18 protein-coding genes, 3 tRNA genes and 2 rRNA genes are annotated in these 19,852 nt (G+C 57.6%); 4 read left to right on the plus strand and 19 right to left on the minus strand.

Annotation, left to right across the window (positions count from 1 at the left end; translation table 11 throughout):
• Positions 1–81: 81 nt before the first annotated feature.
• Complete coding sequence (locus C7459_RS20255; protein ID WP_109691104.1) at positions 82–708, plus strand: hypothetical protein; 627 nt, start codon at positions 82–84, stop codon at positions 706–708.
• 161 nt (positions 709–869) lie between these two features.
• Here the strand turns inward: C7459_RS20255 and lpdA are convergent, their stop codons facing one another.
• The 10 genes from lpdA to C7459_RS20305 all read right to left on the minus strand — a co-directional run bounded on the left by lpdA (position 870) and on the right by C7459_RS20305 (position 11,022).
• A complete protein-coding gene (lpdA, locus tag C7459_RS20260) occupies positions 870–2,288 on the minus strand; it encodes a dihydrolipoyl dehydrogenase (RefSeq protein ID WP_109691105.1) in 1,419 nt (472 codons plus the stop codon).
• A 1-nt stretch (position 2,289) separates the two neighbouring features.
• Positions 2,290–3,621, minus strand: a complete 1,332-nt coding sequence (locus tag C7459_RS20265; protein WP_109691106.1) for a dihydrolipoamide acetyltransferase family protein — start codon at positions 3,619–3,621, stop codon at positions 2,290–2,292.
• Positions 3,622–3,636: 15 nt separating this feature from the next.
• Entirely contained in the window at positions 3,637–4,614 is a 978-nt protein-coding gene (locus tag C7459_RS20270; RefSeq protein WP_109691107.1) for an alpha-ketoacid dehydrogenase subunit beta, read from the minus strand.
• Between the two features lie 2 nt (positions 4,615–4,616).
• On the minus strand, positions 4,617–5,753 hold the full coding sequence (pdhA, locus tag C7459_RS20275; RefSeq protein WP_109691108.1) for a pyruvate dehydrogenase (acetyl-transferring) E1 component subunit alpha: 1,137 nt from the start codon (positions 5,751–5,753) through the stop codon (positions 4,617–4,619).
• 38 nt (positions 5,754–5,791) lie between these two features.
• Positions 5,792–6,871 carry a Leu/Phe/Val dehydrogenase gene (locus C7459_RS20280; RefSeq protein ID WP_245884665.1) on the minus strand — a complete coding sequence of 360 codons (1,080 nt, stop codon included), beginning with the start codon at positions 6,869–6,871 and terminating at the stop codon, positions 5,792–5,794.
• Positions 6,872–6,913: 42 nt separating this feature from the next.
• Positions 6,914–8,113 carry a thiolase family protein gene (locus tag C7459_RS20285; RefSeq protein WP_109691109.1) on the minus strand — a complete coding sequence of 400 codons (1,200 nt, stop codon included), beginning with the start codon at positions 8,111–8,113 and terminating at the stop codon, positions 6,914–6,916.
• On the minus strand, positions 8,106–8,921 hold the full coding sequence (locus C7459_RS20290) for a 3-hydroxyacyl-CoA dehydrogenase family protein (protein ID WP_170119581.1): 816 nt from the start codon (positions 8,919–8,921) through the stop codon (positions 8,106–8,108). Before C7459_RS20290 ends, C7459_RS20285 begins: the two co-directional genes overlap by 8 nt.
• On the minus strand, positions 8,911–9,783 hold the full coding sequence (locus tag C7459_RS20295; protein WP_109691111.1) for a 3-hydroxyacyl-CoA dehydrogenase NAD-binding domain-containing protein: 873 nt from the start codon (positions 9,781–9,783) through the stop codon (positions 8,911–8,913). Before C7459_RS20295 ends, C7459_RS20290 begins: the two co-directional genes overlap by 11 nt.
• Before the next feature lie 134 nt (positions 9,784–9,917).
• Positions 9,918–10,703: an enoyl-CoA hydratase-related protein gene (locus C7459_RS20300; RefSeq protein WP_109691112.1), complete on the minus strand. Its 786-nt coding sequence runs from the start codon at positions 10,701–10,703 to the stop codon at positions 9,918–9,920.
• Between the two features lie 16 nt (positions 10,704–10,719).
• Positions 10,720–11,022, minus strand: coding sequence for an EthD family reductase (locus C7459_RS20305; RefSeq protein WP_109691113.1), 303 nt, complete (start codon positions 11,020–11,022; stop codon positions 10,720–10,722).
• 185 nt (positions 11,023–11,207) lie between these two features.
• Here C7459_RS20305 and C7459_RS20310 point away from each other — a divergent pair, with 185 nt between their 5' ends.
• Positions 11,208–11,624 (plus strand): hypothetical protein, encoded by a 417-nt coding sequence (locus C7459_RS20310; RefSeq protein WP_109691114.1) that lies wholly within the window; start codon positions 11,208–11,210, stop codon positions 11,622–11,624.
• 71 nt (positions 11,625–11,695) lie between these two features.
• Here the strand turns inward: C7459_RS20310 and C7459_RS20315 are convergent, their stop codons facing one another.
• Positions 11,696–12,988: a tetratricopeptide repeat protein gene (locus tag C7459_RS20315; RefSeq protein WP_109691115.1), complete on the minus strand. Its 1,293-nt coding sequence runs from the start codon at positions 12,986–12,988 to the stop codon at positions 11,696–11,698.
• A gap of 271 nt (positions 12,989–13,259) precedes the next feature.
• On the opposite strand from C7459_RS20315, the gene C7459_RS20320 reads away from it, so the two are divergent.
• A complete protein-coding gene (locus tag C7459_RS20320) occupies positions 13,260–14,729 on the plus strand; it encodes a helix-turn-helix domain-containing protein (RefSeq protein ID WP_109691116.1) in 1,470 nt (489 codons plus the stop codon).
• Positions 14,730–15,217: 488 nt separating this feature from the next.
• Complete coding sequence (locus tag C7459_RS20325) at positions 15,218–15,679, plus strand: helix-turn-helix domain-containing protein (protein ID WP_170119582.1); 462 nt, start codon at positions 15,218–15,220, stop codon at positions 15,677–15,679.
• 17 nt (positions 15,680–15,696) lie between these two features.
• On the opposite strand, the gene C7459_RS20330 is transcribed toward C7459_RS20325, so the two are convergent.
• The 8 genes from C7459_RS20330 to C7459_RS20365 form a co-directional block, all read right to left on the minus strand.
• Positions 15,697–16,683 carry a metal-dependent hydrolase gene (locus tag C7459_RS20330; protein ID WP_109691118.1) on the minus strand — a complete coding sequence of 329 codons (987 nt, stop codon included), beginning with the start codon at positions 16,681–16,683 and terminating at the stop codon, positions 15,697–15,699.
• Positions 16,684–16,786: 103 nt separating this feature from the next.
• A complete protein-coding gene (locus tag C7459_RS20335) occupies positions 16,787–17,731 on the minus strand; it encodes a peptidylprolyl isomerase (protein ID WP_109691119.1) in 945 nt (314 codons plus the stop codon).
• A 154-nt stretch (positions 17,732–17,885) separates the two neighbouring features.
• Entirely contained in the window at positions 17,886–19,052 is a 1,167-nt protein-coding gene (locus tag C7459_RS20340; RefSeq protein WP_170119583.1) for an MFS transporter, read from the minus strand.
• Positions 19,053–19,122: 70 nt separating this feature from the next.
• Positions 19,123–19,199 (minus strand) — tRNA-Pro (locus C7459_RS20345).
• Between the two features lie 24 nt (positions 19,200–19,223).
• Positions 19,224–19,300, minus strand: a tRNA-Ile gene (locus C7459_RS20350).
• Between the two features lie 17 nt (positions 19,301–19,317).
• A tRNA-Gly gene (locus tag C7459_RS20355) sits at positions 19,318–19,392 on the minus strand.
• A 152-nt stretch (positions 19,393–19,544) separates the two neighbouring features.
• A 5S ribosomal RNA gene (gene rrf, locus C7459_RS20360) occupies positions 19,545–19,661 on the minus strand.
• A gap of 50 nt (positions 19,662–19,711) precedes the next feature.
• Positions 19,712–19,852, minus strand: a 23S ribosomal RNA gene (locus C7459_RS20365); the annotation flags it as partial.

Raw genomic sequence — 19,852 nt, forward strand, 5'->3', positions numbered from 1 at the left:
TTGAGGAATTTTAACATCAAATTCGGGGTTGTTTTATCAAGGAGAGAATTGGTAGGCTAGGGGTAGAGAGGAGGAATTGCAATGAGAAGACAAGTACGAAAGCCTACGGACGACACCAAAGTGATGTTCCGTGCGGTGATGGAACGCTGTGACACGATGGAGGGTGAGTTGAAGGCGGAGATCAAGGACTCAGAGAGGAGGATTGTTGGACAGCTCCGAGGCGAGATGGGCCAGCTGGAAGGGCGACTCCGTGGTGAGATGGGCCAGCTGGAAGGACGACTCCGGGGCGAAATCACTCAGTCGGAGGAGCGTGTTGTTACGCAACTTCGAGGCGAGATGGGCCAGTTGGAAGGACGACTCCGGGGCGAGATTGCTCAGTCGGAGGAGCGCGTTGTTACGCAACTTCGAGGTGAGATTGCGCAGTCAGAGGAGCGCGTTGTTACGCAACTTCGAGGCGAGATGGGCCAGTTGGAAGAGCGACTTCGAGGCGAGATCGCTCAGTCGGAGAACCGGCTGCGTGAGGAGATGGGTCAGCAGTTTGACATGCTGGCAAGTTTGTTTACGCGGGAGATCGGTGCGTTTCGTGCCGAGATGTTGGAGGGCCTGCGAGAAATTGGCGGCGTGGTCGTGAAGTTGAAGTGGCAGGTCGAGAAGCATGAACTCCAGATTCGTCGCTTGATGAAACAACAGCAACGTCGCAAGAAGTAACCTCGTAACGCTCTCGTTGGAACTCAGATTGGTTGCCGATTGAACACCTTCCTTTCCTTTTTTCAAACGTTCCCCGTTGATCAGTTCCCGTTCTGGGAAATTCGATCCCTATAATTCCCGTGAAAAAATACACCCCCGGGACGAGGGTGTATTTTTTATGCCTATTTTCGCTTGGCAATGTGTACGGCGACTCCATCTGCATCTGCCGCAGCCTCCATCAGCACTTCCGACAACGTCGGGTGCGCGTGGACGGTCAGGTGGAAATCTTCGAGGGTTGCGCCCATCTCGATCGCCAACGTCGCCTCCCCGATCAAGGTCGAAGCTTCCGGGCCGACGATGTGTACGCCGAGCACCACGCCACTCGACTTCTCCGCAACGACCGTGCAGAATCCATCTCCGTCGTTGGTCGTCAACGCCCGGCCATTGGCGGCAAACGGGAATTTGCCAACAACCGTCTCCATCCCCCGCTCCTGTGCTTCCGTCTCACTCAGGCCGACGGTCGCAATCTCTGGATCGGTAAAAATGACCGCCGGGATCGCCACGGCGTCCATCTCACTGGCATGTCCTGCGATCACTTCCGCCGCGACGATGCCCTCCTTGCTGGCTTTGTGGGCCAGCATCGGCCCGTGTGTGATGTCACCGATCGCGAAGATCGTGGCGTTTTGGGTGCGCTGTTGGGCGTCTGTTTCGAGAAAACCTCGCGCATCTGGCGTCAAGCCAACTTGGGCAAGACCGAGTTCTTCGGTGTTCGGGCGGCGACCGACGGTGACCAGCACTTTGTCGGCGCTGAGCACGCGTGGGTTGCCTTGGACATCAGCGGTGACATGGATCTGACCATCGCGAATCTCGTAGCCGGACGCTGCTGCTTGGGTGAGGATCTCGACACCGAGTTTTTTGAGGTTTTTTTTCACAATTTGCACCAACGTCGGGTCGACGCCCGGCAACAGGTTCGCGCCCATCTCGATGATCGTCACGCGACTGCCAAACTTGGCGAACGCGGTGCCGAGTTCGAGCCCGATGTACCCGCCGCCGATCACGAGCAGGGACGGCGGGATCTCCGTGAGTGCCAGCGCTTCGGTGGACGACAGGATGTGCTCGCCATCAAACGGGAACGCCGGAATCTGCACAGGACGCGAGCCGGTCGCGAGGATGCAGTGTTCGTACTTGAAGTACTCCATCCCCGACGGGGTTTCGACGCCGATTCGGTTGTCCGCCATGAACAACGCACTGCCCGAAACGACGGTGACGCCGTTGGCTTTGAGCAGCGATTGCACGCCGCCCGTCAGCTTGGAGACGACGCCGCCTTTCCAAGCTTGCACTTGCTCCATGTCCACTTCCACGCCCGTCACACGGATGCCCATGTGCTCAGACTTGCGAGCGGTGGCCGCAGTTTTGGCTGCATGGATCACCGCTTTGGACGGGATGCATCCCCGGTTGAGGCAGACGCCACCGACGGTGTCTTTGTCGATCAGCACGACTTCCTTGCCAAGTTGGGCCGCACGGATGGCAGCCACATAGCCGCCAGGACCGCCGCCGATCACGACAACTTCGACTTCTACTGCGATATCTCCGACTACCATGCTAGTTCATCTCCAAGAACATGAGGTTCGGGTTTTCCAGCAAGCGTTTCATGTGATTGGTGAAACGCACCGCCGTTGCGCCGTCGATGACACGGTGGTCGAACGACAGCGAGAGGTTCATCATCGAGCGGATGACGATCTCGCCGTTGCGGACGACCGGTTTTTCTTCGATCTTGTGTACCCCGAGGATGCCGACTTCCGGGTAGTTGAGGATCGGGGTGGCAAAAAGGCCGCCGATCGGCCCCATGTTCGAGATCGTGAAGGTCCCGCCGCGCATCTCAGACACGTCGAGCGTGCGAGCTTGCGTTTTGTCGACGAGAACTTTGATCTCAGACGCGATGTCGAGGATGCTTTTGCGGTCGACATGCTTGAGCACCGGAACGAGCAACCCGTCCGGGGTGTCGACGGCGATGCCAAGGTGATAGTCTTTTTTCAAAACGATCTCGCCCGCGGCATCATCCATGTGTGCGTTGAGGTAGGGGTAGGCTTTGAGGGCCGAAGTTAGCGCTTTCAAGATGAACGGCAGGAACGTCAATTTGATGCCACGCTCGGCAAGCAGCGCGTTGGCCTGCTTGCGGTACGCCATCAGTTCGGTCATGTCCACATCGTCAAACGCCGTGACGTGCGGAGCGGTAAACGCCGATTGCACCATGCGGTTGGCGATCGTTCGACGCAGACCGCGCAACGGGACGCGTTCGTCATCCGCACTCGGGATGACCGGAGCCGGGGTCGGAACCGCCGCACGGGTCGGAGCTGCAGGTGTGGCAGCAGGTGCCGCGTCTGAGGAATGGGTAGCTGCGACGGGTGGTGACGGTGGTGCTTGAGTATCGCCTTGGTGGAATTGGCGGACGTCTTCCTTGGTGACACGGCCGGCTTTGCCGGTGCCGGTGACCAGTTTGAGGTCAACGCCTAGATCACGCGCGAGCTTGCGGGTGGCTGGGGTGGCGAGAACGCGTCCAGCGGGGAGCGTGCGTAGATCGAGCTGTTCGCCCTGCGCGACAGGAGGTTGCGCAGGAGAGGTTCCCTTTGGCGAGAGGGTTTCTACGGCAGCACCCGTTTGCGCACCTGTGGCACTTGCGTCCAGCGCTTCAGCGCCTTTTTCCCCGAACACGATGATGACATCGCCCACAAAGGCGAGCGATCCCGCTTGAGCTTTGATTTCGAGAACGGTGCCGCTGGTCGGGGCGGGGAGTTCAACTAAAGCTTTGTCCGTTTGCACTTCGACGATCGGCTCAAACTCCCGCACGGTGTCGCCGACGTTGACCAGCCAGCGGACGATCTCGGCTTCGTGAATCCCTTCGCCGACATCCGGCAGTTTAAATGCGATGGTCATGTCTCAACACCTCCTCTAGAAGTTCATCGCCTTGTCGATGCCATGCAGAACTCGCTTCGCATCCGGCGCAAAAATATCTTCCAACGAGAACAACGGCTGCGGCGTGTCATACCCACCCACGCGCACAACGGGGGCTTCCAAGTACAGGAACGCCTCATCCTGAATCACCGAAGCGATCTCTGCACCCAGCCCTGCGGTCTTGGGCGCTTCATGCACCACGACCGCACGCCCCGTTTTTTTCACAGATTCGGCAATCGTCTCCCGATCCAACGGCGAGAGTGAGCGCAGGTCGACAACTTCCACATCCCAGCCCTTTTCCTTGGCCAGTTTCGCCGCTTCCAACGCCACGCGCAACATCGTGCCCCAAGCAAAAACAGACACGTCCTTGCCTTCCTTCACCACGTTCGCTTTGCCCAGTTCCACCGTGTAACGCCCCTCCGGCACTTCGTCGCGGAAGGCGCGGTAGATGCGCAACGGTTCGAGGAACAACACCGGGTCTTCGCTATCCACCGCCGCCAACAACAAGCCTTTGGCATCATACGGATTGGACGGGCAGACGACTTTGATCCCCGGCTGGTGGACAAAAAACGCCTCTGGAGAGTCGCCGTGCAACTCCGGTGCGCGAATCCCCGCCCCATACGGAGCACGGATGACCATCGGGCAGGTGAACCGACCTTGCGAACGCATCCGTACCCGTGCCACGTGCGCCACGATCTGTTCCATCGCCGGGTAGATGAACCCGAAGAACTGAATCTCTGGAATCGGTTTCATCCCATTGACTGCGAGACCGACCGACGAACCGATGATGCCCGCTTCGGCCAAGGGCGTATCGACCACTCGCGCCGCGCCAAACTCCGCTTGCAACCCTTCTGTCGCACGAAAAACGCCGCCGTTCACGCCGACGTCCTCGCCGAGCACGAGCACACGCGGGTCTTCCTGCAGGGCGACGCGCAGGCCGTCGGTGATCGCTTGGATAATTGTCATCTTGGCCATGTCTACTTCGCCCCTCCGTTTCCGTACAAGCTGCGCATCTCGTCACGCTGTTCGACCAGATGCTGCGGCAGTTCTGCATACGCGTAGTCGAACAGGCGGTTGTGGTCAACCGGCGGTACGGCTTGCATCTCGTCAATCGCCACTTGCACCTGAGCATCCGCTTCCGCCCACGCCGCTTCGTCCTGTTCCTCACTCCAGAGACCGCGCGCCAGCAGGTCTTTTTTCAAGCGCTCAATCGGGTCCTTGGATTTCCACTCGTCAACTTCCTGACCTGCCCGGTAGCGGGTATGGTCATCAGCGGTGGTGTGCGAACCGAAGCGATAGGTCACGGCTTCGATAAAAGTCGGCCCATCGCCGCGGCGCGCCTTGTCCGCCGCTTTTTTGACCGCTTCATAGACGGCGGTGATGTCGTTGCCATCGATGCGCACGCCTTCCACGCCATAGCCTGCCGCTTTGCTGGCGAGGTTCTCGGCGGCGGTTTGTTTGCTGAGCGGAACGGAGATCGCGTAGCCGTTGTTTTGGCAGAAGATGATCACCGGGAGTTTGAAGACCCCCGCGAAGTTCATCGCTTCATGGAAGTCACCCTCAGAGGTCGCGCCGTCGCCGAGGAAACCGACGGAGATCACGTCCTCGCCCTTGAGTTTCGAGGCCCACGCCGCGCCCACCGCATGCGGAAGTTGGGTCGCGATCGGCACTGCGATCGGGAAAATGTTCACGCCCGCTGGCGGGATACACCCCTCCGGGCGACCGTTCCAGTACAGAAAAACAGTCGACATCGGCAGTCCGTGTACCATCGACACGCCATGTTCGCGGTAGGTCGGGAACAGCCAGTCACGCTTGTCGAGGGCAAATCCACAGCCGACTTGGGCAGCTTCTTGCCCTTCCAGCGGGGCATACGTGCCGAGGCGGCCGGTGCGCTGCAGATGCACGGCACGACGGTCAAAGTGCCGCACGAGGATCATCGAGCGGTACATCTCAAGCAGTTGTTCGTCGGAAGGCGATACGAGGTTTCCAGCACTCTCGCCTGTTGTAGCGGCTTCCTTCGCACTCGCACTCGAAGCGCCGTCTCTCGCGGACGTCACGTTGCGTTCCCGTTCATGAACTGGTTTTGTCAGGTCGTGGTCTTCTACTTGTTTCATGCGTTCCTCCCCCTCTCGTCTATTCGTTGCGTGTGGAGCTAGATGCGGACGCTTTTGAAATCCTTGATCGTCTCGATGCGCGCTTCAACCAAGCGGTCAGCGGCCAGCCACGTCGGGATGTTTTGTTCCTTGGAGAGTTTGTAGATCTGCAAGAGCATCTGGTAGATCGAGTTGGTTTTCGCCAACACGCGCTCCGGCACATACCCTTTCATCTCGTCGGCCACTTGAATCAGGCCGCCTGCGTTGACGAGGTAATCCGGTGCGTACAGGATGCCGAGATCATGCAGTTGCGCACCATGCTTCTCCATGTCGAGCAACTGGTTGTTCGCCGAACCGACGATCGCTTTGCACATCAATTGCGGAATCGTCTCGTCGTTCAGGATGGCACCGAGCGCACACGGGATGAACATATCCACATCCAACCCATAGATCTCCGTCGGTGCGACGACGCCCAACATGTTCGCTTTCGGCGTGGTGTCCACCAACGTATCGAGGAACGGCTGGTACACATCGGTGATGTAGACGCGAGCCCCTGCATGCACGAGGTGTTCGACGACCAGCGCCCCCACTTTGCCGACGCCTTGGATCGCGAAGGTTTTGCCCGCGAGGTCTTCATGCCCCCACAGCTCGCGAGCGGTGGCGCGGATGCCTTGGAAAACGCCCAGAGCCGTCGGAATCGCCGTGTTGCCCGAGCCGCCGTATTCGAGCGGCAGGCCGACGAAGCGCGTGGACTCGCGTTGCGAATGCACGAAGTCCTGCGGTGTCGTGCCCATGTCCGTCCCGGTGTAAAAACGCCCGCCCAAGCCTTCGACATAGCGGCCGAATGCGCGGAACATCTCCGGGGTCTTGTCTGCGTTCGGGTCACCGATGAGCACCGACTTGCCGCCGCCGTTGTCCACATCCGCCACGCCACACTTGTAGGTCATGCCACGCGACAGGCGCAGCACGTCGAACAGCGCGTCCTCCTCTGTTTCGTAGGGGCGCATCCGGCAACCGCCGAGCGCCGGTCCCATGACCGTATTGTGAATCGCGACGATCGCTTTCAGCTTCGTCCCGCGGTGTTGGAAAAAGTGCAGTTGCTCATGACCATACTTCGCCATTTCATCAAAAATCCCCAAAGTGGTACACCTCTCCGTCTTGGAAGTCGTTTCGTAGATGCCTTAGATGCGTTCAAAAACCGTGGCCAAGCCTTGGCCGACTCCGATGCACATCGTGGTCACGCCATAGCGATGCCCTTCGCGCTTCATCTCATGCACCAACGTCGTAACCATCCGCGCTCCCGTGGCACCCAGTGGATGTCCGAGTGCGATCCCGCCACCGTTCGGGTTGCATTTTGCCAAGTCGATGTTCAGTTCGCGTGCGCACGCCAGCACTTGGGCGGCAAACGCTTCGTTGACTTCGAAGGTATCGATCTGCTCGACCGACAGCCCGGCAATCTTCAACGCTTTGCGAATCGCCGGAATCGGGCCGACGCCCATGATGCTCGGATCGACGCCCGCCGCCGCTCCTGCCACATAGCGAGCCAACGGCTTCAAGCCGAGTTGCTCCGCTTTTTCCCGCGACATGACCAGCACAGCCGCCGCACCGTCGTTGATGCCTGAGGCGTTGCCAGCTGTGACCGAACCGCCCTCGCGGAACGCCGGTTTCAATTTTGCCAATTTCTCAATCGTCGTGTCGGCGCGCGGATGCTCATCGGTGTCGACGACGATCGGCTCGCCCTTGCGCTGTGCAATCACGTAGGGCACGATCTCGTCGCGGAACTTGCCCGCTGCGATCGCCGCGACCGCTTTTTGTTGCGAGGAGAGCGCGAGGGCGTCTTGGTCCTCCCGCGAGATGTTGAACTGCTCCGCGACGTTCTCCGCCGTCTCGCCCATGCTGTATGGATGATACAGGTCAGCAAGCTTCTGGTTGGTGAACCGCCAGCCGATCGTCGTGTCAAACATCCGCATGTCCCCACGCGGGAAACCGCTTTCAGGCTTGGCCATGACAAACGGAGCGCGCGTCATCGACTCCACACCGCCTGCGATAAAGACATCGCCTTCCCCAGCCAGAATGGCCCGCGCCGCTTGGTTCACCGCTTCCAGACCCGATGCGCACAGTCGGTTGACCGTCACGCCCGGCACGCTGGTCGGCAAGCCGGCCAGCAACAGCGACATCCGCGCCACGTTGCGGTTGTCCTCCCCCGCTTGGTTGGCACAGCCAAAAATCACATCATCGATCAATGCCGGGTCGATCCCGGTGCGATCGACGAGCGCTCGAATCACATGTGCGCCCAAATCGTCGGGTCGCACATCCTTGAACACGCCGTTGTAGCGTCCGATCGGCGTGCGAACTGCTTCAATGATCACCGCTTCACGCATTGGTTTCCGCTCCCTTATATCGATAAAACCCGTGTCCAACACGCACGCCGAAGCGCTTCGCCAGCACGAGGCGGCGGAGCAGCGGAGCGGGTCGGTAGCGATCTTCCTGTTGCTCGTCGTATACGCCTTGCAACGTTGCGTACACTTGATCGAGACCGATCGCGTCCGCCCAGGCGAGCGGGCCATGCGGGTAGTTCGTTCCTAGTTTCATCGCGATGTCGATATCCTCCGCAGCCGCCACACCTTCGACCAGCGCGGTCACCGCTTCGTTCACGATCACCGACACGAGGCGCGGCAGCACCAGACCGGCGCTGTCCTGCACCCATTCAACGTCCATTCCCCATTCAGCCAGCACACTGGCAACGGCTTGCTCTGCAAAAGCGGTGCTCTCCGCTTGCAGCGGCACCGTCATTTCCAAACACTGCACCCCGCAGAGCGGCGGGACAAATCCGAACCCGATCACGCGCTCGGGATGTTCGCACCACGAAGCGATCTCGGTCGCTGCGAGCGACATCGCCGAGACGAACAACGGCGTCTGCTTCGGGATGCTCAGCTCCAGTTCGCGCACCAGACGGCCCTGCACGTCACGATCGGACGTGAGCGCGATGAAAAACGCATCATAAGCGGCAAACTCCAAACGGGTAAACTCGACGGCGAGATAGGCAAACGGCTTTTCATTCCACGCATCGATCGGACCTGGATGCAGGTAGTCGTCGACGACATAACCTGCTGCCTTCAACGCCTCCGCCAACTCCTCTGCGACGGTGCCGTCACCGAGCACGAGGACTTTTTGGCCGTTACTGGTCATAGCGGTAGAACCCCCTTCCGGTCTTGCGTCCGAAGTCGCCGGCCTGCACCATCCGCTCTTGGATCGGGTTCGGGCGGTAGCGCTGTTCCTCATAGGTCGCCTGATAAACCGACTGTGACACCGACAAGTTCACGTCGATCCCGATCAAGTCCATCAGCTCAAACGGCCCCATGCGGAAGTTGCCTTCCAGACGAGCGAGCTTGTCGATCTGCTCCATCGTCGCGACGCCTTCCTGCACCAAGCGCAGACCTTCCCCATAATACCCGCGTGCCACACGGTTGACGATAAAGCCGGGCGTGTCGATGCACTTCGCCGTGGTCTTGCCAAGCGAGGTGGCAAAAGCGTCCGCCCACGCGACCGTCTCCGCGCTGGTGTGCATGCCCGAGATCACCTCGACCAATTTCATCAGCGGAACCGGGTTGAAAAAGTGCAAGCCGACGACGCGTTCCGGGGTCTTCACGCCCCCGGCAATCGCCGTGATCGGGATCGAGGATGTGTTCGACGCCAGCACCGCATCGGGCGGACAGATTCCTTCCAGTTGGGCAAAAATCGAGCGCTTCAGCTCGATTTTTTCAGGAGCGGCCTCGATGACCAGCGCGACATCCGACAGGCTGTCCAGCGTGGACGTCGGCAGGATGCGGCCGAGCACGAGTTCCGTCTCGCCTGCGGCGAGCTTGCCTTTTTGCTCCAGTTTCTCCAAAGCGACGCGAAGCTTCGCGAGCGCTTTTCCCAGCACGTCGTCCGAGAGATCGAACAGCCGCACGGTGTAGCCGGTCTGTGCCGCGACTTGAGCGATGCCGATGCCCATCGTGCCTGCGCCGAGCACACCTATTGGCTGAGTGGTGACCAGACGATTTGCCATCAATTTCACCTCGTGTACAAGTTCAGCAGGAGTCCTCTTCTACGAAGCGCTCCTGCTGTCAAGTGGAACCGCGACCCCCTCACCACCCATCCACGTCGGGATCGAGGTCGCGTTTTGCTATGAAAATGGCGTGGTTACTTGCCTTTGAATTGCGACGGACGCTTTTCGAGGAACGAGGTCACGCCTTCTTTGAAGTCGTAGCTGCGGCCAGCCATGCCTTGGTATTGCGCTTCTGTTTCCAGCACGGTGATCAGATCGTTCTCTGCGCCTTGGTAGATCGAGCGCTTGGTCAGACCCAGTGCATAGGTCGGGCCGACCGCCAATTTTTTGGCAAATGCGATCGTCTCCTCCGCCAACCGTTCGGAAGGCACGACGCGGTTGACCAAGCCGATGCGCTCAGCTTCCGCCGCATCGATCACATCGCCCGTCAGCGCGAGTTCCATCGCTTTGCTCATGCCGACCAGACGCGGCAGGAAGTAGCTGGCACCGGAGTCCGGCACGAGCCCGATCTTGCAAAAGGCGATCGTGAACTTCGACTTGTCAGACGCGATGCGCAAGTCACAAGCCATCGCAAACGACGCCCCTGCACCTGCCGCTACCCCGTTGACCGACGCGATGATCGGCTTGCGCATCATCTGCATCAACGTGATCAGCGGGTTGTAGCGATCCCGCACATCGTTGGTGAGGTTGGCTGTGCCGTTGAGCATCGAGCCGCCCATGTTCAGGTCTTGTCCTGAACAGAATGCGCGACCGGTGCCGGTCAGCACGATGACGCGAACTTGGTCATCCGTTTCCGCTTGCTTGAACGCCGCGTAGAGTTCCTGACCCATCTGTTCGTTGTAGGCGTTCATCACGTCCGGACGGTTCAAGGAAATGGTCAGCACGCCTTCTTCGAGGTGGTACAGAATTGTTTCGTACATGTAGGAAATCCCCTCTCTATTCTACCACTTCAGCGAACCAGAACTTGACCAGACCGCCTGCAAAGGATTGGACGTCCTCACCGGCTGCTTTGGATTCCGGGGTTTTGAAGGACGCTTTCAAGGTATCGATCGATTCGAAGTACATCTGAGCCATCAGGTAGTACTCGGTCTCCCCGCCGCGCAGGTCGATGAATTTGTTGACTTCGGTCTTGAGCAGACCCGGGGTTTTCGCATTGAGTTCGAGGTGCGTGCCAAAGTAATGCTTGTTGAAGGCTTCGAGGTCTTGCGGTTGCTTGTAGAGCGCGATCATTTTCACCATGTGGGGTACTACCTCCTAAGTATATGAGTAAACCGCTTTCACACAAATGTCAGGTCCTGCTCTGTCCATTATATATGACGCTTTTCACAACATTCAACAATATTCCGTCATACGCTGAAAAAAGACCTGCTCGTGCATGTTTTGTGAAAAATTGGGCGATGCTGACAACTAGAGGTGACACTGACATGATGGAGCCGTACCACCGCTTCAAACAGAGCGTGGCGGCCGGGCTGTGGTGTACCGCCGTGCTGGCGGGAAACTGGTTGTTGGTGATGTTTTCGTACAGCGTTCTACACGCTTTTTGGCTGAGCGTCTTTCTCGCCGGGTTCTCCCCGATCTGGCTCGCCTGTTATGGGATGCTGCTGGCAACTCGCTGGCGCTGGCTGGATTTGACGCTCGGCGTGAGCAGCGCCGCCCTGCTTGCCGGGTGGGTGCTCACGCTGGGCGTCGAAGGAGCCGGCTACCGCGCGATGCTGATCGCAAGCCTCGCCGGGTTGGCCGCCCTCGCCACCAGCACAGGTTGGGGGACCGCACGCTTGTACCAGTCCCTGCGCGTCGATGCCCGCTTGCTTCGTGTGCATAAAAAAGACCGTGCCCTCTAGGAGGACACGGTCTTTTTTCCGAACCGGACGTATAGGTCGAGAGCTCGTGCCAGGTTGGCGAGCTGGACGTATTAAATGACGATCTTGCGCTCGCGGAGGTTTTCTTCCATCGCGGCGTTCATGTTTTCGAGGCATTCCATCGCTTCTTTGAACTGGCCTTTGTCTTTGTAGATGTCGCCGAGCAGCGAGTAGGCTTTGACCAATTCACCGAACGCTTGGTGCGAGTTGTAGGTGTCGATCGCCAGTTGGATCAGCGAAGTTGCCGCTTCGAGGTCTTGGCGAACCGATTCGATCTGGCCTTGCATGCGGTAGACGTGTGCACGGTCCAGCGAATCATCTTCGAAGTAGCGAAGCGCTTTGACACAGTGTTCGTAGCCGCGCTCTGCTTGGTTCGCTTGAATCAAGATGCGCGCCAGATCGCTGTGGATCAGGCCGATTTCGCGTTCACAGCCGATCTCGCGGTATTCGGTCATGCAGGATTCGAGGATCGTGACCGCTTCTTCCAGTTGGCCCGTTTCGCCCTTGACGATGCCGTACTTGGCTTTGACGTCGATCGTCAGCTTCATGTTGTTCAGCGATTGGAAAATCGACAGCGCAAACTGCGAATACTCCGCCGCTTTTTCAAACTCGCCCAAGTCGCGGTAGGTGAAGCTCAGGTCGAGGTAGATGTCCCCGATCTGCTTGAAGTGGTGCGAGCCTTCCAGCAGTTCGTTCGATTCGCGGTAGTATTGCAACGCTTCGGTGTACTCGCCGAGCTTGTAGTACACAGAGCCGAGATTCTGCACAACCTTCGCATGCAGGTAGAGTTCGGCCGGCTGGCCTTTTTTGATCATCTCATGCGCTTTTTTCCAGTAGTGGATGGCGATCGGGTAGTTTTTCTCCAAGAACGACAGCTCGCCCAGTTGGTTGAGCACCAACAGCGCGACGGTGTTGTCATTGCGCGCCATCGCCGAGTCGAGCACCGCTTCGAAACGTTCCGTCGCCTGCGGGTAATCGCCCATGTGCAGGAAGCATTCTGCGATGTCATACGCGACGTCGATCGAAGAGACGTGCGGCGACGGGTTGTTTTCCAAGTCGACCAACATCGGGAGCGCTTTGACGAATTCCTTGGTCGCCATGAGCGCTCTGGCGATTTTGTAGACGCTTACTTTCTCCATTTGTGTCTCGGTGTCGGTGAGGAAGTATTCAATGGGCGTGTCGAGTTTTTCCGCAATCGATGCCAACAGGTTGTGCGAAGGGTTCGCTTTGTCAGATTCGATCTGCGAGATCATCGACGGGGTGACGAGACCCGCGCTGAGGTCCGACTGGGTCAAACCTTTTCGGATGCGGAGTTCACGTATTTTTTGTCCAAGAGTCGCTTTCATAAGTGGCTCTCCTCCATTTTATCTGGATATTTATCTATGCAAGGGAATGTTTCACTCAGCTTCAAAAGTCACTTACAGTTCAGGTTACTTGATTTCATTATAGCCCTGATAAAGTAGTTGTCAACCAAGCTGACAAGTAAAGTGTTTTTTCGCCATCTGCCCATGTTGTAAGGGATCGTGTGCGCTGATATACTATTGACAGATTCCAACAGGATCTGCCACGCTTTTACATACGATAGCGCCTGTTTCTGACCGAAGGGAGGCGTGTAGTATGAGGTCAACGGACCCGAAAACCAAGCTCGGCGAGCTGTTTCGTGATCGTCGCACCGCACTGCGCCTGACGATGCGGGAAGTGGCGGGCACTTTGCTTTCGCCAACTGCTGTGAACAACATTGAGAAGGGCAAGATCAACCCGACGATCGAGACCGTGCTGTACTTATGCCGCGTGCTCAAACTGTCTCCCGAAACTGCCTTGATCCATTACCCGGACTTTGCCAAGTCGGCGCCGGTGCTGCTGGAGATCGTAGACAGGTACTTGGCGGAGCACCGCCTTGATACCTCGATCACGCTGCTGTACGACATGGTTTGGGTGGTGTCGGAGCAGGAGCTCCACGGGTTGTGGTACGCCGAGATCCAACTGCGGCTGGCCTTGGCCTTTGCCCGACTTGAACGATACGAATGTGCGCGACTGACGATCACCCAAGCTTATTCCGGTTTTTTGGAGCACAAGAACATCGAGCAGAAGCTGCTCGCCCTCTACTACCTCGGCTCGATCGAACTCGCTGACCGCAATGTCAACGCCGCGATCGCGATCTACCGCCAAGCCTTGAGCGTCGTGCGCAGGTACCAGTACTGCCATCGCTGCGTGGGCGACATCCTCTACTCGCTAGCACAAGCCTATCTCCTGCAACTCGATCCCGACAATGCCTTGCGCGCCAGTCACGGTGCCGAGCTCGCCTACCGCAAATCAAACGCACCTGACGCCACTGCCCACACGCTGCTCCAACAAGCGGCGATCCACCTCCGCCAGTCGCACATGGACGAGGCGGAACGGTTGGCGCTACAGGCGCAGCACTACTTTGCGACCTGTGATCCAGACGATGTGTCAAGCCGTGCCGATCAGGTGTACAAGCGCCAAGATCTGCATCCGGCGCTCTCGGCTCGCGGGCATGCGGCCCGGTTGCTGGGTGATGTGTACGCAGCCTTGGAGCGCTGGGACGAAGCGCGGGCGCACTATGCCGAGTCGATCCAGTTCATCGGGCTGTCGAATCGCGCCGAACGCTTTGCGATCGAACGCGGGTTGGCAGAAGTCGCACTCTGCGTCCAGGACATCGCATCCGCTCGTCGGAACATCCAGACCGCCCTGCTGATGTGCAACGAGGGCGCGGGTGCGCCACAATCCTGCACCACGCAGCTCGACAGCAGCAACACGGTGCAGGATCACGAAGGTATGGAGGGTTTGCAAGCCCGCCGATCTGAAGAACCCAGCAGGACCCGCGAAGAGTTGCTTGCACAACAGCGCGCACTGGCGTACCGCATGCTGGCTCGCTGTGAGCAACAGACAGGCAATCGCGCCGGGTATGTGCAGGCGATGCAGGAGGCCTGTGCCATCCTGCTCGGTGCGGGCGATCCGCTCCAAGCCGCGCTCCTGCAGACAGAACTTGCAGAAGAGACGGCTGATTGGGAGCTGATGCGCACGGCGACCCAGACCTTGCGCCGCTTGCACGAACGGCTCCTCTAATCATGTATCACGGAGAATCCCCGTCTGACGGGTGATTCTCTTTTTTTCGCCGTGGCTGTAAACTAACTCTGCCAGCGGAACCACAGTTAGTTGATGTAATCCCATTTACACTGTACTATACCTGCTATTTTCGTACAATGGGTATCCACTCAAAATAGTGAAAAAGACCCATAAGTCACTCGCCTTTACCGCTTTAGACCTATTTTCCTGTCTTGTAATCGGGTGGTAAATTACGAATGAACCTAGATTCGTGACCCTCTAAAATAAGATTAGGATAAGGTTCCGAGTTTATGTCGGTCAACTGTACAAAAGTACAGGTTCTAATTTGTTAACGAAATTTGTCGCATTTTCTGTTGTATCGTTCCAGTGTTTGACATAAAATTAATTGATTAAAGTGAGCGTCTTAGGTTTAATTTTGTTCACAAAATTCCATCATCCATGTTATACTGGGACTAGAACGTACATTTGTACGGGAGGGGGGAATGAAGATGGAACAAACCTCAAAGTTAGGGAAGAAACTGCGCGAGATGCGTCTGCAGAAGAAATGGACCCTGAATGAATTGTCGCAACGCGCCGAACTGTCGATCTCTCACATCTCTTCGTTGGAGCGAGGAACGCGCAACAAGCCTTCGATGGCCGTTGTCCGCAAGCTTGCCAATGCGTTGCAGGTGCCGATTCATCACCTCGATGAGACGTACCTGGGTGACCAAGACCTCTATTCTGAGGCAGACTTGATCCTGTCGCGATTCGCACCTGATACCCAGGCGTTCCTGATTCAAGAAGAGTCCATTCCTTACGTGTTGTTTGCCAAGCAACTCTACGATGCGAGAAACAACGAGCGCGGTATCATCAAGGCTCTCCACGAGTTCTTGGAAGCGATCCATAATGCTGGACAAGCCAAGCTAGAATCAGCCGGTCTTGAACAGAAAGAACCCACAACGTCTGCATAGACGATTGTGGGTTTTTTCTATGTCTGCTTCAATTTCCGTTTCTTCATGCGCTTGTCCCCGAGGCAGTCCTCGACGACGTTGCCCTCTGCATCCAACACCACATGCGCGGTAAATGCCATCCGGTCGCGCATGCGGTAGGCGAGGTCCGCGAGGTCCAATCGCACGCCGCCGTCCTCCAACGGATGTGCTTCGATCTGCAGGTGGCGCGCAAACCAAGTGAAGACGCGGTAGATTTCCGATTGCTGCTCCGCGTTTTGCAACCAGCGCGGATCGATGTCGAAATGATGTTTTTTGTCGAACGTTTTTTCGACAGCAATCCCCTTGCGTAGATACATTTTGCCGACATGAAACCCCTGCTCCGCATCGACGACCATGTTCCAAGCGTTCAGTCCAAAGGACGGGATGACGCTCAAGCGGTGGATGCGCTGCCCAGGGAATGACTGTCGGACGCGCTTGCGGAGCACGAGCTGAATCAACGCCCGCAACGCGATGTAGAGCAGGGAGGGCGCGAGTGCGTACAGCAGCACTTCACGCGGCGTGTATCCGTCCGACCAGAGGTAGATGCCGAGCGCACCGAACGCCCAGAGCACGATGTCGACGATCATCAGGATGTCCCAGCCGACACGCTTGCCGGAGAACGGCCAAAACGCCACCGTTCCATAGGTGGTCAGCAAGTCCATGCCGACGTGGACGAGCACCCCGAGCAAACTCCAGACCCAGATCAGCCAGAAATGTCCGGGGAAAAAGAGACTGAGCAGGATGGCAAATAGCGTCGGCCACGCCAACCAAGCGGGGATCGAGTGCGTGATGCCACGGTGATGGCGCAGATACGGCACCTCACCCCCGACAAGTCGGATCACAAAGTCAAAGTCCGGCGCCTGCGACCCCAACGCCGTCGCCCAGATCACAGCACTCTGAGCGGTCGGGTCTTGGGCCAGCGACGGATTGGTCATCGCCAGTGCGTACAGCGCGAGTCCATGCAACGCGTGTGTGATGTTGTCCATCCGGGGAGCTCCCTTCCCTGTTGCTTGCTACTAGGTAGTGGTAGTGTACCTCGTGTAGCAAAAAAAGACCCGGGATGATCCCGAGTCTTTTTTTGGCTGTCGATTACTTCGCCGGAGTTTGGGCCGGTGTTTCGGTGCTAGCCGGAGCTTCAGTAGCCGGCGGGTTGAGGATGTCCTTGTACGCGGCCGGATTGATCGTGATCTTCTCCTTGGTGTACAGTTCCTTCATCAGGTCCGCATACGGAGTTGCTTTTTGTTCCTTGAGCGTGTCGGTGATTTTTTGCTTGGAGTCCTCGAGGGACGGGATCTTCGCTTCTTGGTGCTCGATGACTTGGATGATATGGTAGCCGAACTCGGATTTGACCGGTCCGACGATGTCGTCTTTTTTCGCAGCGAATGCAGCGGTTTCAAATTCCGGAACCATTGCGCCCTTGCCAAAGGTGCCGAGATCGCCGCCTTTGTCCTTGGAGCCCGGGTCTTCGGAGTTTTCCTTCGCGAGCTTCTCGAAATCGGCCGGGTTCGCTTTGAGCTTGTCGAACAGTTCCTTCGCTTTTGCTTCATCCTTCACGAGGATGTGGCGCGCGTGGATCTGTTCCGCAGTGCCAAGGGATTCCTTGTTTTTGTCGTAGTAATCCTTGACTTCCGCGTCCGTGATCGTGACGTCCTTGGTCGCGATTTTTTTCGCGGTCAGGGAGATGCGGATGTCCGATTTGATGTCGTCAGCGGTCATGTTGTATTGCTTGAGCGCTTCTTCGTACTTGGTTTTGTCACCTTGGAAACGTTCCTTGATGAAGTTTTCGAGTTCTGCGTCAACTTCCTTGTCGGTGACTTCCAGTTTTTGTTGCTTCGCTTGGTCGAGAACGACCTTGTCGTCGATCATCTTTTTCAAGATGTCCTTGCCTTGGGATTTTTCCAGTCGAGCATGGAAATCCTTCGCCGTGATCTTGTCATTACCTACGACTGCAACCGCTTTTTCCGTGCCGGCAAAGAACCACACGCCACCAACGATAGCAGCGCCTACTACCGCGCCTGCGATCAGCTTTTTCATGTTTAATAACCTCCCTAGATTGCTTCGGCTCTTCTGGATGTGAAGAGTCCGGGTATGTTTGTTAATTGTTTTTTACTTGAAACTGCATGTTATTACCTACACTCTGGTATAATACCACACAATCACAGACTTGTCCTTTTTTTTGAACAAATATTCACACGTTTCGGCCGATTTCCAGTGGTTGTTTACGTGTTGTGAGCAGGCCGAACACAATGTAGCCAACGAGCATCCCCGCGATCGACCAAGCGAAAAAGTCTTGTCCAAACGCGGTGATCAACGACCCGGTCAACGCTGGGCCCAGCAGTGAGCCGACACCGTAGAGCATGGTGTAGAGCACATTGGCGCTGGGGACGTCTGCGCGTGCGAACACATCCCCGAGGCAGGCGAGCCCCAGGGAGTAGAACGAGCCGAGTGCGCCCCCTGCGAGAAACAGCAGGAGGTACATGACCCAGATCGCGGTCTCTGTCGCGAGTGGGACGAGCAGGAAAGCCAGCAAGCCGATCAGTGTGGCGAGCATCAACGCCTGCGTTCTCCCGCGACGGTCAGACAACCACCCGAGCGGGAACTGAAACGCGATGCTGCCGAGCATGAACAGCGTCAAGGCCCACGAGATCTGCTCGTTGCTCAGTCCGACTCGTGAGCCGTAGATCGCGAAATCACCGATCAGCGCCCCGTCGAGGTATCCGTACACGAACGCTGCACCCATCGCAAAGGGCGCCACCCAGAAGATCCGCCAAAAACGCTTCAGACCGCGATCCGCGTCTTGCGCGTGCGCCTCCAGCCGCTCCTCGTCATCAGAGAGCCGGTAGATGAGGACGAGCGGGATCACATAGGTCGCCGCACAGATCAGGAACGGGGCGTAGATGGAGAACTGGAGCAAGTTGATCCCCTGTGGACCGAGCATCAATCCGATGCCGATCATCAAGCCGTAGAAAGCAAACGTCCGACCGCGGTTCTCAGCGGTGAGGATCGTGTTCAGCCAGATCTCGGTCGCGACATACATCCCAGTCAGGGCGAGGCCGAGCAACAAGCGCAACACCAGCCAGACCGCAACGTCATCCCAGAGCGGGAAGGCGAGCGTGAGTGCAGTGGTTGCGAGGATGCTGGTGAGGACGGTGCGTCGCGCGCCGAAGCGGCGGACGAGCGGTTCGATCAGCGGTGAAGCGACGACAAAGCCGAAGTAGAGAGCTGTCGTGCCGAGACCGTTGACCAGCGGACTGACACCTCGCCGCTCCAAGAGCAGAGCGAGCAGTGGGATGATCAAGCCTTGCGACATCCCGACGATGGAGATGGAGACGAGGATAGCAACCAGACGGCGCAATGACATTCCCCCCAGTGTATAGCAAAACGCGGTCAGGCTTGTCAGCCTGACCGCGCATGTTGTACTACGATGGTCGGAACACAGAGATTCGAACTCTGGACCTCTCGCTCCCAAGGCGAGCGCGCTACCAAGCTGCGCTATGTTCCGATGATAAGAGAACGTGCTTGTTGATGGTGGGCCCACCAGGACTCGAACCTGGGACCAACCGGTTATGAGCCGGCCGCTCTAACCAACTGAGCTATAGGCCCGAAGAAGAAGTTACTGATGGAGCGGAAGATGGGATTCGAACCCACGACCCTCGCCTTGGCAAGGCGATGCTCTACCCCTGAGCCACTTCCGCGTGGGGAACAAAACCTATGATACCATAACCTCTAGTTCGATGCAAGTGCAATTTCTTAAAACTTTTGTCGAGAGCACTTTGTTCGAGTGTACTGCTGCTTTCATCCGACTGCAAAGTCTCTTCCGTCTCCGAAAGAGACTTTTTGATCGGTTGCCTCGCGACGTCCTACTCTCCCAGGACCCTGCGGTCCAAGTACCATCGGCGCTGGAAAGCTTAACTTCTGTGTTCGAGATGGGAACAGGTGTGACCTTTCCGCCATCATCACGAGACTGTGACAACTGGGTAGAGCAACTTTGTGAGTTCAAGACGTTGTATTGCGTAGGATAAGCCCTCGACCTATTAGTACTGGTCAGCTAAATGCCTCACGGCACGTACACACCCAGCCTATCAACCCAGTCTTCTACTGGGGGTCTTACCACGTTGACCGTGTGGGAAGTCTTATCTTGAGGGGGGCTTCGCG

It is taken from the genome of Tumebacillus permanentifrigoris (assembly GCF_003148565.1).
Lineage (GTDB): Bacteria > Bacillota > Bacilli > Tumebacillales > Tumebacillaceae > Tumebacillus > Tumebacillus permanentifrigoris.